Source organism: Rhodovarius lipocyclicus, from assembly GCF_009900765.1.
In the GTDB taxonomy this organism is placed as follows: Bacteria; Pseudomonadota; Alphaproteobacteria; order Acetobacterales; family Acetobacteraceae; genus Rhodovarius; species Rhodovarius lipocyclicus.
Genome location: NZ_JAAABL010000004.1, coordinates 141,048 through 153,256, shown reverse-complemented (window position 1 = coordinate 153,256; position 12,209 = coordinate 141,048). Strand labels below are relative to the sequence as shown.

The following is a 12,209-nucleotide window of genomic DNA, read 5'->3' as shown; positions in this document are numbered from 1 at the left end:
AGCAACCCTTTGAACCCATGAATTGGCGCTTCATCCTGGCAGGCGGGACGCCAATTACATTATAAATATCAATAAGAAACACCTTCCCAAGGTCGGCGCCAAACTCCTGGGGTCCAGGGGCCTTTCGGCTCCTGGCGGGTTCCAAGGGCGGAGCCCTTGGTGGGGGCCAGGGGGCGAAGCCCCCTTCACCCTTCACACCGCGAACGGATCCTGCCCGCCCAGCGCCGAGAACGACCCCGCCGGTTCCAGTTCCGCCTGTGTCTGATCGATGCTGTGTGCCGCCCCGCCGGTGCGTGCCGAGTTCAGGAACACCACCCGTCCCAGCCAGTCGCCCACATGGCCGGTGTGGTTGATCGGGTCGTTCTTCACCCGCAGGCAGGTGATTTTCGGCCGGTTGTTCGCGACATAGCTGGCATAGACCCCGCCCACCGCCGTGACCGCCGGCGAGGAGATCGGCACGGCTGGCGTGCCGCTCTGTGCCGCGATGATGGCGGCCAGCCCCCCGCCCAGCGAGTGCCCGGTCACATAGATCCGGTCATTGGATTGGGCGGAGCGCCTGGCGGTGTCCAGCAGGTCCATGCCGCAGCCGATCTGGTGCGACAGCAGCGCCCAGCCCAGCAGCCCGAGCGCGGGGGAGACGGCGGTGGTGATGCCGCCGCCGAAACCGGCATCCGTCGCCAGGTCCTGGCCCACGCCATCGGTCGGCTGGGTGCCGGCGAAGGTGACCAGCACGTCCAGCCCGGTGCCGTTGGCGCGGCGATAGATCGCGCCCTGGAAGCCGGACCACCGCCGCGTGTCATTGAAGCGTGTGAAGCCGCCGACGCTGGAGATGGAAGAATTGTACACGGCCGCGGAGACGCGGGCGAAGTCCAGAAAGGTCACGGGTGCTGGCACGCGGGGATTCCACCAATGGTTTTCCCGCGATGTAGCGGCGCCGGATCAGCCCCGCATCACGAATTCATGCGATGAGTGGCTCACGCCGCCGCGATGTCCACCCAGACTGGCGCGTGATCGGAGGGTTGTTCCTCCGCCCGCGCTTCCACATCCACATGAAAGGCGGTCAGCCGCTCGGCCAGTTCGGGGCTGAGCAGCGCGTGGTCGATGCGCAGGCCGCGATTGGCCTCGAAGGCCGCGCCGTAATCCCAATAGGTATAGGGGTGCCCGCCCAGCGCGCCCGCGGCGTCCAGCATGCCGGCCCATTCCAGGGCGCGGAAGCGGGCGCGGGTCTCGGGGTGGATCAGCGCGTCGCCGGGGGGCAGGGCGCCGGGGAACAGGTCGGCGTCGGTGGGGCAGACGTTGAAGTCGCCCAGGATGGCGAAGGGCTCGAAGGCATCCAGATGCAGCTTCGCGCGCTCCAGCAGCCGTTCCATCCAGCGCCATTTGTAGCGCATGCCGGCCTCGCCGCCGGAATTGCCGTTGGGCAGATAGATGCCGGCGAGCGTCAGGGCCGGCAGCTTCACCTCGATGTAGCGGGCATGGTCGTCCTCGGCCTCGCCGGGCAGGGCCTCGGCCAGCACCTCGAAGGGCTCACGCGCCAGCACCGCCACGCCATTGCGCCCGCCGGGTTGGCCCACGGCATGCAGGTGATAGCCGGTGTCTGCCAGCTCCAGCGCGGGGAATTCCTCGGTGCGGCATTTCAGCTCCTGCAGCACCAGCACATCCGGGGCGTGGCGCTCCAGGAAGCGCTTCACATGGGGCGCGCGGCGGCGGATCGAATTCACGTTGAAGCTGGCGAGGCGCATGGCCCCTTGTGGCGCCGCGCGCGCATTCCCGCAACCGCCCTGGTTTACAGGGGCGCGCCACGCGGCCACGCTCCATTTCAACACGAACGAACGTCGAGGAACGGACATGAGAGAGAAGCCGAAAGTGGGTTTCGTCGGGCTGGGCATGATGGGTATGCCCATGGGGTTGTGCCTGGTCTCCCAAGGGTTCGAGGTGCTGGCCCATGACGCCGGGCCCGCGGTGCTGGAGGGGGCATCGATGCAGCCCGCACTGTCCGGTGTCGCGGCCGCGCCCACCATCGTGCTGATGCTGCCGGACAGCCCGGCGGTGGCCCAGGTGATGGAGAAGCTGCTGCCCAGCCTCGGCCCCGCGCATCTGGTGATCGACATGGGCTCCTCCTTACCCGCCGAGACCCGCCGCTGGGCCGAAGCCTGCGCCGCGCGCGGCGCGCGCTTCATGGATGCGCCGGTCTCGGGTTCGGTGGTGAAGGCCAAGGCGGGCACGCTGGCCATCATGGCGGGGGGCGATGACGCGACCTTCGCCCAGGCGGCACCCGTGCTGAAGGCGATGGGCGAGAAGATCATCCGCACCGGCGCGCCCGGCAGCGGCCACGCGATGAAGGCGCTGAACAACTACGTTTACGCCGCCGGCCTGCTGGCGGTGTGCGAGGCGCTCGTGCTGGGTGAGCGCGAGGGGCTGGACCTGTCCATCCTGGCCGATGTGCTCAACGCATCCTCCGGCCGCAACATCGCCAGCGAAACCAAGGTGAAGCAGGAGATCCTGTCGGGCCGCTACGCCGGCGGCTTCCAGCTGGGGCTGATGCGCAAGGACCTGGAAACGGCGGGCAGCATCGCGGAAGGGCAGGGCGCCGACGCCGCCCTGCTGGCCCTGTGCCGGGCCCGCTGGAACGAGGCGATGGCCGCACGCGGGCCGCGCGTGGACAACACCGAGATGCACCTGCACCTGAAGGGGTAGCGCCAGGGGGCGTTGCCCCCTGGACCCCGAGCCCCCAGGGGCTCTGCCCCTCGGCACCCCGCCAGGAGCCGAAAGGCCCCTGGCCCCCATCAGATATTGAAAAGCCTGGGAGGGGACATCGTCCCCTCCCAGGCTTTTCAACTCCCGGTTTCCAAAGGCCTCTCGGCCTTTGGCGGGGTTCCAAGGGGCGGCGCCCCTTGGTGGGGGGGCGGGGGCAACGCCCCCGTGACCGTCAGCGCCCCGGCGGGACGATCAGTGCCAGCACTTCGGTGATGGTCACGTCCACCAGGTCGCCCGGCTTCACGTCCCGCAGCATGGCCACCAGCAGGGGCTGACGCACTGTCACGGTGCGGCTCATGTTGTCGGGGCCCACGAAGGTCACGCGGTTGGTGGCCAGGTCGGTGCTTTCGATGCGCACGCGCTGGCGTTCGCGGCTGAGCGCGAAGCCGCCGGTGATCCTGGGGCCGAAATCCCCGCCCATCACGGTCGATTCGGGCTCCGGCGAGCCGGGGGTCACGATCTGCGCCGCGATCAGGTCGATGTGGTTGATCTGCACCTGGTCGCCGGGGTTGAGGCGCGAGAGTTCGCGCGCGTTGCGCGGCGGCACCTGGACCGTGATCAGCCGGCCGGAGGGGCGGCGCAGCAGCAGCTGGCGCTGCTGCAGGTCCACGCTTTCCACCGTATCGGTGCGCCGTTCGGCGCGCAGGATGACCTCCGGCTGCGCGAAGGCGGGCAGCGCCGCCAGCAGGGAGAGGCCGGCGGCGGCGAGGGAGAGGGGGATCTTGCGCATGGCGGTTCCATCTTTCGTTATGGCCGCTCCCGGCAGGCGGCCGCGTGTGGGCGGTCATGCATGAGGAGCCGCGCGGCGGCAAGCGCCTGGATCAAACCAGGGCCCCGAACGCAAAAAGGGCGGCCTTTCGGCCGCCCTTCCCGTCTTCCGTTCCCTTTGGGGGGATCAGAAGTCCATGTCACCCATGCCGCCGCCCGGAGGACCACCGGCGGGGGCCTTCTTCTCCGGCTTCTCGGCCACCATGGCTTCGGTGGTGATCAGCAGGGACGCGATGGAGGCCGCATCCTGCAGCGCCGTGCGCACGACCTTGGTCGGGTCGATGATGCCGGCGGCCACCAGATCCTTGTAGTCGTCGTTCTGGGCGTCGTAGCCGAAGTTGTAGGTGCTGTTGCGCAGCACTTCACCGGCCACCACGGCGCCATCCTTGCCGGCGTTCGCAGCGATCTGCTTGGCGGGAACCTGGATCGCCTTGCGGACGATCTCGATGCCGACCTGCTCGTCGTTGTTGCTGCCCTTCAGGTGGGCCAGCGTCTCGGAAGCGCGCAGCAGAGCCACGCCGCCGCCCGGCACGATGCCTTCCTGAACCGCGGCGCGGGTCGCGTGCAGCGCGTCGTCCACGCGGTCCTTGCGCTCCTTCACCTCGACCTCGGTGCCACCGCCGACGCGGATGACGGCCACGCCGCCAGCCAGCTTCGCCAGACGCTCCTGCAGCTTCTCACGGTCGTAGTCCGAGGTGGTCTCCTCGATCTGCGCCTTGATCTGCTCCACGCGGCCCTGGATTTCCTCCTTGGAGCCGGCGCCGTCGATGATCGTGGTGTTCTCCTTCTCGATCCGCACCTTCTTGGCACGGCCGAGCATGGCGAGCGTCACGGTCTCGAGCTTGATGCCGAGGTCCTCGGAGATCATCTGGCCACCGGTCAGGATGGCGATGTCTTCCAGCATCGCCTTGCGGCGGTCACCGAAGCCCGGGGCCTTCACGGCGGCGATCTTCAGGCCACCGCGCAGCTTGTTCACCACCAGGGTCGCCAGGGCTTCGCCCTCGACGTCCTCGGCCAGGATGATCAGCGGACGGCCGGACTGCACGACGCTCTCCAGCAGCGGCAGCATCGGCTGCAGCTGGGACAGCTTCTTCTCGTGGATCAGGATGTAGGCGTCATCCAGCTCCGCGATCATCTTCTCGGAGTTGGTGATGAAGTACGGGGACACATAGCCGCGGTCGAACTGCATGCCCTCGACGACGTCGAGCTCGGTCTGGATGCCCTTGGCTTCCTCGACCGTGATCACGCCCTCATTGCCGACCTTCTCCATCGCCTCGGCGATCATCTTGCCGATCTCGGCTTCGCCGTTGGCGGAGAGGGTGCCGACCTGAGCCACCTCGGAGGAGGTGGTGATCTTCTTGGTCTTGGAGGTCAGCTCGGACACGATGGAGGTCACGGCCTTGTCGATGCCGCGCTTCAGGTCCATCGGGTTCAGGCCGGCCGCGACCGCCTTCACACCCTCGCGCACGATGGCCTGGGCCAGCACGGTCGCGGTGGTGGTGCCGTCGCCGGCCAGGTCGTTCTGCTTCGAGGCCACTTCGCGCAGCATCTGCGCGCCCATGTTCTCGAACTTGTCGGACAGCTCGATTTCCTTGGCGACCGTCACGCCGTCCTTGGTGATGCGAGGCGCACCGAAGGACTTGTCGATCACCACATTGCGGCCCTTGGGGCCCAGCGTCACCTTCACGGCGTCGGCCAGGATGTCCACGCCGCGGAGCATACGCTCACGGGCATTGGCGCCGAACTTCACGTCCTTAGCAGCCATTGTTCTGTCTCTCTCTTCTGTCTGTCAGCGCAGCGGAATTAGGCGATCACGCCCATGACATCGGATTCCTTCATGATGAGAAGGTCCTTGCCATCGAGCTTCACCTCGGTGCCGCTCCACTTGCCGAACAGGATGCGGTCGCCGGCCTTCACGTCGAGCGGGCGGACGTCGCCCTTCTCGGAGACGGTGCCGTTGCCGACGGAGATCACGAGACCTTCCTGCGGCTTTTCCTTGGCGGTATCGGGGATGATGATGCCGCCGCGGGTCTTTTCTTCGGGCTCGATGCGCTCGACCAGGATCCGGTCATGCAGCGGGCGGAACGTCACAGCCATCGCTGTTCCTCCAGTGGGTTCCAAGAGTGGCAACCGCCCCGGGGCACCGCGCTAGCAGTCACCGTCGGGGAGTGCCAGCGATCTAGCCCCAGCCCAGGCCCACGTCAAGATTGTTGGCACTCATAATCATGGAGTGCCAATCGGCGGCCGGATTGGCAGCAGCCACGCGGATGGACTGCCAACAATCTGGTTTCGTTGAGTTTTTTCTGGACAAGCCCCGGCTGCACCATGCCAGCATACCCCCGAGGGCGGCGCCGGAATCGCCCCGTGCGGGAGCAGCCAGGCAGCGGCCTTCAGGACAACCGACTGAGGAGAACCCCATGCTGCCTGCGATGGAGCCCCTGATCCGTATCCCCGACTGGCGCCTGACCACCGCCGAGATCCTGTACCACATGCCCGACCACCCGCATGTGCTGCAGAGCTTCGTCTGGCAGAAGCTGGACCGCGCGCCGGGCTTTCCGGCGCTCAATCGCTTCCTGGATTTCTGGCGCCGCGAGATCGACGGGCCGTTGCATTCGGTGCGCGTCGCGTCGGAGGCGCTGATCCACGCGGTGGAACTGCGCTATGCCAACGGTGAGTTGCGCCTGAACTGAGGGGGCGGGCTATCCCCTGGGGCAGGTGTTGATCCCCACCAGCCCATAGGCCGGGCACCAGCGCAGGAAGGCGGTCAGCAGCGGCAGCAGCCCGATCAGCCCGAACCAGCGCGCGGGCCCGTCCAGCACCACCAGCAGGCTGAGCAGCAGCAGCCCCACCACGATTCGCAGGCCACGGTCCACGGGCCCCACATTGCGGGTCATGCGATCTCTCCCTTTCGATGCCCGGCAGGGTCCCGGCGGCTTGTAAAGCCCGGGATGCGGGGGCACATAGATCCAGTCCCTTATATAATGCGTTGCTAAATTAAGCAACGCATAACGCATGGCCGAGCGGCCCGAGAATCCCGAGACGATGCCCATGACCGATGCTGGTACCGCCACGCTGGAAGCCAAGGCCGCCGAGGTGGCCGATATCCTGCGGGCCCTGGCCAACCAGCGGCGCCTGCTGCTGCTGTGCAAGCTGGCGCAGGAGAAGGAAGCCAGCGTGGGCGCGCTCGCGGCCCATGTCGGGCTGTCGCAGCCCGCGCTGTCCCAGCACCTGGCCAGGATGCGGGAGGAAGGGCTCGTCACCTTCCGGCGGGAAGCCCAGACCCTGTACTACCGCATCGCCGATGACCGGCTGGAACGGCTGCTGGAAACCCTCCAGGCGCTGTACTGCGCGGAATAATCACCACAGATTGTGCCAGTTCCGCCCGCTTTCGGCGGGCCTGGCCGGGTCCGCCACGCCGCGCTGCGCGCCGCCGGCCTCGGGCGCGCGGGTCCAGCAATCCACGCTGCCCAGGCTGCGGGTGCAGAAGGGCTGGGTGGCGGCCGGTGCCTTGGCGGGCGCGCAATAGGTCTGGCCCCGGTCATAGCGCGCCAGCGAGCAATCCCGCCCCGACACCGCGGAGATGGCGATATCGGGCACCGTGCGCCCCGCCACGCTCAGGGAAACGGCGTTGACCGCGCCGAAAGCGAACAGGCCCGGCCCGTCGCAGGCGGTCAGAAACAGGGGGATCAGCAGGGGGATCAGGCGTCGCACGCCCACAGTCTCACCAGCGGCCCTTAACGCGCCCCGAACGCGCCGCTATACCGCCCCGAGACTTCTTCCATGGGGGTAGCCCGGTTGTCGGATCTGATCGACGAGGTGAACGAGGAATTGCGGCAGGAGCGCACGCTCCGGCTGGCAAGGCGCTTCGGCGGCCTGTTCACCGCGCTGCTGGTGTTCGTGCTGGCGGGTGTGGGCGGCTGGCAGGGCTGGCAGTGGTGGCAGAACCGCCAGGCCACCGCCAGCGCCGAGACCTTCCTGGCCACCACCCGCGCGGTGGGTGAGCAGGGGGCGGACCTGAAGGCGCTGTCGGCCCAGCTGGCCGCCAGCGCGCAGGAGGCGCCAACCGGCTACCGCACCCTGTCCCGCCTGCGCGCCGCCGCCGTCGCGGCCGAGGCCGGGGAGCAGGAGATGGCGCTGTCCCTATGGAACCAGGTGGCCGCGGACAGCGCCGCCGATTCCCTCTACCGCGAACTCGCCACGCTGATGTGGGGGCTGCATGCCCTGACACCGGCCACCGCCGCCGAGGTCGAGGCCCGGCTGGCGCCGCTGGCCGCGAACGGCCCCTGGCGCGCCTCCGCGCGTGAGGTGCTGGCACTGGCCGCCCTGGCCCGTGGCGACAACGCCGCCGCCCGCCAGCGGCTGCAGGACCTTTCCCGCGACGACGCGGTTCCCCAGGGGGTGCGCGGCCGCGCGCAACGCCTCCTCTCCGGCATGGAGGGCTGACATGAACGCCACTCGTCGAACCGCGCTGCTCGGTGGCAGCGCCATGATCCTCGCCGGCTGCGAGACCCTCCAGGATTGGGGCGACAGCATCCTGGGCACCACCAAGGTGCCATTGACCGGTGAGCGCGTGCCCGTCATCGCCGCCAGCCAGGTGGGGATCGGCGTGGATGCCGACGCCGGCGGCCGCCGCGTCGATTTGCCGCCGCCCGAGACCAACCTGACCTGGCTGCAGCCGGGCGGCGTGGTCACCCACGCGCTGGGCCACCCGGCCCTGCCGCGCCCGATCGGGCAGGTGTGGCGCGCCGATATCGGCAGCGGCACCGGCTATCGCCAACGCCTTACGGCGGCCCCGGTGGTGGATGAGACGACCGCCTATGCCATGGACGCCTTCGGATGGATTTCCGCCATCGACCTGGCGCGCGGCAGCCGCCGCTGGCAGGTCGATACCCGCCCCCGGCGCGACCGCGACGGCGCGCTGGGCGGTGCCATCGCGCTCGAGGGCGGCACGCTCTATGCCGTGACCGGCATGGCCGAGGTGATGGCGCTGAACCCCGCCAATGGCGAGATCAAGTGGCGCGCCCCGATCGCGGCCCCCGCGCGCGGCGGCATCGCGGTGTCGGGCGGGCGCATCTTCGCCCCCAACGTCGCCAACCAGATCCAGGCGCTGTCCACCGAGGACGGCCGCCAGCTGTGGTCCTATGCGGGCCAAGCCGTGCAGGCGCTGCCGCTCGGCCTCGCCTCCCCCGCCGTGGTGGATGACATGGTGGTGGCGGGCATGGCCTCGGGCGAGATCACCGCGCTGCGCATCAACGATGGCCGCCAGCTCTGGAGCGAGAGCCTGGCCACCAACCGCGCCGCCGCCGCCTCCATCGCCGATATCGGCGCCATCACCGCCAACCCGGTGGTGGACCGCGGGCGCGTCTTCGCCGTGGGCATGGGCGGGCTGACCACGGCACTCGACCTGCGCAGCGGCCGGCGCGTGTGGGAGCGCGAGGTGGGCGGCACCCAGACCCCCTGGTCCGCCGGCGAATGGCTGTTCGTGCTGACGCGCGAAAACCGCCTGCTGGCCATGGGCCGCAATGACGGGCGCATCCGCTGGATCTGCTCCCTGCCGCAGTTCGAGAACGAGCAGCGCCGCCGCGACCCCATCAGCTGGGGCCCGCCGGTGCTGGCCGGTGGCCGGCTGCTGGTCACGGGCAGCCATGCCCAGATGTTCGAGGTGGATGCGGCCGACGGCGAGATCGTCTCCCGCCTGCGGCTGCCCGGCGGCAGCCAGCTGCAGCCGGCCATCGCGCAGGCCAGCGCCTATCTGCTGGCCGACAGCGGCGATCTGGTGGCCCTGCGCGGCGTGGGGTGAAAAAAGGAGGGCTTCATGCCCCCTTGCGCGTTGTTGTCACGATCATCTTTACCCGATCAGATGGCTTCATCTGATCGGGTGATGATCTGGCCCTCAGGCGATCGAGCAGGCTTCCTCGAAGCTCAGCCGAGGCAGCTTGCCGAACAGGCCGCTGGCATCGCCATGGCCCAGGTTCACCAGGAAATTGGCGCGGATCTTGGTGCCGGCGAAGAAGGCCTCGTTCACCTTGTCCTTGTTGAAGCCGGACATCGCGCCGATGTCGAGGCCGAGCGCGCGCGCCGCCAGCATCAGATAGGCACCCTGCAGCGAGGAATTGCGGAAGGCCGTTTCCTCGATCATCGCCTGGTTGCCGGTGAACCAGCTGCGGGCATCGGCGTGCGGGAACAGGGTGGGCAGCTTCTCGTAGAATTCCAGGTCCTCGGCGATGATCACGGTCACCGGGGCGGTCATCGTCTTCTCCACATTGCCGGAGGAGAGGGCGGGCTTCAGCTTCTCCTTGCCCTCGGGCGTCGTGACGAACACGAAGCGCGCCGGGGAGCAGTTGGCCGAGGTCGAGCCCTGCTTCACCAGGTCATACAACTGGCGCAGCGTGGCTTCGCTGACGGGCTCGGGCTTCCACTTGTTGTGGGTGCGGGCGGTCAGGAACAGGGTGTCGAGAGCGTTCTGGTCGAGCATGTGCGGCCCCTTTCAGGTCTGGCGCTATGGTGCCCGAAGTGGTGCGCCGCACAAGCTTGCCCAGGCCGGGTATTTGCGCCGCCACGGCCGGGTCGCGCCGGTCAGGCGGCCAGGAACTCGTTCCACTTCTCGGTGTAGTAGCCCATGTTGGTAGGCCGGGTGTTCCAGACATAGATGCGCGCCGCGCGCTCCTCGAAGGAGCCGCCATCGCGGCCCACCCCGCCATACAGGCTGTCCTGCAGGTCCTGCGCCATGTGCGGCTTGTAGGTGTCGGCGGTGGAATAATAGCCGATCTTGCCCTGCTCGGCCCCGGCATACCCGTCCAGCCAGAAGTTCAGATACTCATAGGCCAGGTCGAGGTTGCGGCAGGTGGCCGAAATCGCGTGCCCGTTGCACCAGGCGCGATAGCCTTCCTTGGCCACCGCGTAGCGCATGGGGATGCCCTTCGACGCCACCTCCAGCACCACCGGCCACCAGGCATCGGCGATCCACACCTCCTCCGAGGTCATGAGGTTCACCAGCTCTCCATAGGTGCGCCAGAAGGCGCGGAAATGGCCTTCCTTCTTCTTCTCCTTCAGGAAGTCGGTGACGGTATCGACCTCGGCATTGGTCAGGTTGGTGGGGTCGGCCGGGTTGATCAGGCCCAGCGCCTTCATCCCCAGCGCCGCGTCCAGCATGCCCAGCCAATCGATGGCATACAGGCCCACCTTGCCGCGCCAGCGCGGGTTGAACAGCTCGCCCCAGGACAGCTCGTTGTTCTCGGCCGGGATGTGGCGGGAATTGTAGCCGATGGAATCCATCTGGAAGAAAGCGGGGGAGAAGGTGACCTTCGTCTTCCCCGCGTCCGCCCACATCATGGTGCCGGGGTTGGCCCCGAGGCCCAGCGGCGCGGTGGGCGTGGCGCGCCCCTCCTGGAACAGCGGGTGCAGCTTGGACCAGTTGCGCAGCCGGCTGACATCGATGGGCTGGGTCAGTTGCTCCCCGAACCCGTATTGGGAGAAGGGGGCGTCGGTGGTGATGACATCCACCGGCGCCGCCCGTACCCGGTCCATCCGCGCCTGGGTGGAGGGGTTCATCCAGGGCCGCACCCGCGCGCCGCTGACGCGCATGAATTCGCGCAGGATGGGCTCGCGCATCTCGATCGTGGCGCCGGCCAGCTGGATCTCCCGCGCCTGGGCCTGGGCGGGGCGGATCAGCGGGGCGGAGAGGCCCGCGGCCAGCAGGCCGCGCCGGAACATGAAGCTGCTCATCGATCCTGTCTCCTGTGTCACGGGGTGGGGCGGCCGCGCAGGGCGCGCGACCGCAGCCAGAAGGCGAAGGTGCAGAGGAAGATCGCCACCAGCGACATCACGGTGGTGACGGTGCCGATGGCGTACAGCTCCGGCGTCAATTGCCGGTCGAGCTGCGCCATGATGGCCAGCGGCAGCGTGCCGTCGCTGCCCGCGGTGAACAGGGTGCGGGCGTATTCGTCATAGGACAGCGAAAAGCCGAACAGCGCCGTGCCGATCACTCCCGGCAGGATGATGGGCCAGGTGATGCGCCGGAACGCCGTGATCCGGTTGGCGCCCAGTGTCAGCGCCGCTTCCTCCAGCCGCGGATCGAAGCGGTTGAACACGGCCAGCATGGTCATGAAGCCGAAGGGCAGCGCCCAGCTGACATGCACGACATAGGCGGTGGTGTTCCACGCGCCCTCGATGCCCAGCAGCCGCGTCAGGATGGCGAAGCCGAACCCCACCAGGATGCCCGGCGCCATCAGCCCCAGCAGCAGCAGATAGAAATACGCCCCGCTGCCCAGGAAGCGCCCGCGCATCGCCTGCGCCGCGCTGACCGACAACACCACCGTCGTCGCCGAACACCCCAGCGCCAGCAGGAAGGAGCGCAGCATGGGCGGCTTGAAATCGTCGAACAGGTCCGCGTCCCACAGCTTGCGATACCAGTGCAGGGACACGCCATTCATCGGGAAGGTGGTGCCGCCGTTCTCGCCGGCGAAGGAGAGCAGAAACATGGTGAACATCGGCAGCCACTGGAACAGCAGGAAGCCGATGGTGACGGCGCCGAGCAGCCAGGAAGTGAGGCGGGAGCGGGTTTTCCAGTGCATCGTCAGGCGCGCACGGGGGCGTTGCCCCCGGGCCCCCAGCAAGGGGCGCCGCCCCTTGCATCCCCGCCAGGAGCCGAAAGGCCCCTGGACCCCATCAGTTTGGTGCCGGTC

Annotated in this window: 15 protein-coding genes; 5 read left to right on the top strand and 10 right to left on the bottom strand. The window is 68.4% G+C overall.

Translation table 11 applies throughout. The features are described 5' to 3' along the window. Positions 1-192: 192 nt before the first annotated feature. Positions 193-894: a lipase family protein gene (locus GT007_RS07125; RefSeq protein ID WP_160120899.1), complete on the bottom strand. Its 702-nt coding sequence runs from the start codon at positions 892-894 to the stop codon at positions 193-195. Positions 895-974: 80 nt separating this feature from the next. Beyond that, a complete protein-coding gene (locus GT007_RS07120) occupies positions 975-1,742 on the bottom strand; it encodes an exodeoxyribonuclease III (protein WP_160120898.1) in 768 nt (255 codons plus the stop codon). A gap of 106 nt (positions 1,743-1,848) precedes the next feature. Here GT007_RS07120 and GT007_RS07115 point away from each other — a divergent pair, with 106 nt between their 5' ends. Then, complete coding sequence (locus tag GT007_RS07115) at positions 1,849-2,697, top strand: NAD(P)-dependent oxidoreductase (RefSeq protein ID WP_160120897.1); 849 nt, start codon at positions 1,849-1,851, stop codon at positions 2,695-2,697. Between the two features lie 232 nt (positions 2,698-2,929). On the opposite strand, the gene GT007_RS07110 is transcribed toward GT007_RS07115, so the two are convergent. From GT007_RS07110 to groES, 3 genes are all read right to left on the bottom strand, one after another. Continuing rightward, the gene (locus GT007_RS07110; protein WP_160120896.1) at positions 2,930-3,487 is read right to left on the bottom strand and encodes a preprotein translocase subunit YajC; all 558 of its coding nucleotides are present in this window, start codon (positions 3,485-3,487) and stop codon (positions 2,930-2,932) included. A 165-nt stretch (positions 3,488-3,652) separates the two neighbouring features. Then, entirely contained in the window at positions 3,653-5,290 is a 1,638-nt protein-coding gene (gene groL / locus GT007_RS07105; RefSeq protein ID WP_160120895.1) for a chaperonin GroEL, read from the bottom strand. A gap of 38 nt (positions 5,291-5,328) precedes the next feature. Continuing rightward, positions 5,329-5,622, bottom strand: a complete 294-nt coding sequence (gene groES, locus GT007_RS07100; RefSeq protein WP_201451821.1) for a co-chaperone GroES — start codon at positions 5,620-5,622, stop codon at positions 5,329-5,331. Positions 5,623-5,942: 320 nt separating this feature from the next. Between groES and GT007_RS22350 the strand changes: the two genes are divergently transcribed. Then, complete coding sequence (locus GT007_RS22350) at positions 5,943-6,215, top strand: usg protein (protein ID WP_236571542.1); 273 nt, start codon at positions 5,943-5,945, stop codon at positions 6,213-6,215. Positions 6,216-6,224: 9 nt separating this feature from the next. On the opposite strand, the gene GT007_RS07090 is transcribed toward GT007_RS22350, so the two are convergent. Further along, positions 6,225-6,419, bottom strand: a complete 195-nt coding sequence (locus GT007_RS07090) for a YgaP family membrane protein (protein ID WP_160120894.1) — start codon at positions 6,417-6,419, stop codon at positions 6,225-6,227. Positions 6,420-6,537: 118 nt separating this feature from the next. On the opposite strand from GT007_RS07090, the gene GT007_RS07085 reads away from it, so the two are divergent. Further along, positions 6,538-6,882, top strand: coding sequence for an ArsR/SmtB family transcription factor (locus tag GT007_RS07085; protein ID WP_236571541.1), 345 nt, complete (start codon positions 6,538-6,540; stop codon positions 6,880-6,882). Here the strand turns inward: GT007_RS07085 and GT007_RS07080 are convergent, their stop codons facing one another. Continuing rightward, entirely contained in the window at positions 6,883-7,236 is a 354-nt protein-coding gene (locus GT007_RS07080; protein ID WP_160120893.1) for a hypothetical protein, read from the bottom strand. Positions 7,237-7,320: 84 nt separating this feature from the next. Between GT007_RS07080 and GT007_RS07075 the strand changes: the two genes are divergently transcribed. Further along, positions 7,321-7,968, top strand: a complete 648-nt coding sequence (locus GT007_RS07075) for a tetratricopeptide repeat protein (RefSeq protein ID WP_160120892.1) — start codon at positions 7,321-7,323, stop codon at positions 7,966-7,968. Position 7,969: 1 nt separating this feature from the next. Then, positions 7,970-9,325: an outer membrane protein assembly factor BamB family protein gene (locus GT007_RS07070; RefSeq protein WP_160120891.1), complete on the top strand. Its 1,356-nt coding sequence runs from the start codon at positions 7,970-7,972 to the stop codon at positions 9,323-9,325. Positions 9,326-9,418: 93 nt separating this feature from the next. On the opposite strand, the gene GT007_RS07065 is transcribed toward GT007_RS07070, so the two are convergent. From GT007_RS07065 to GT007_RS07055, 3 genes are all read right to left on the bottom strand, one after another. Further along, entirely contained in the window at positions 9,419-10,000 is a 582-nt protein-coding gene (locus tag GT007_RS07065; RefSeq protein ID WP_160120890.1) for a malonic semialdehyde reductase, read from the bottom strand. Positions 10,001-10,101: 101 nt separating this feature from the next. Beyond that, a complete protein-coding gene (locus GT007_RS07060) occupies positions 10,102-11,250 on the bottom strand; it encodes an ABC transporter substrate-binding protein (protein WP_160120889.1) in 1,149 nt (382 codons plus the stop codon). A gap of 17 nt (positions 11,251-11,267) precedes the next feature. Further along, entirely contained in the window at positions 11,268-12,098 is an 831-nt protein-coding gene (locus GT007_RS07055) for an ABC transporter permease (RefSeq protein WP_160120888.1), read from the bottom strand. Positions 12,099-12,209: the final 111 nt, after the last annotated feature.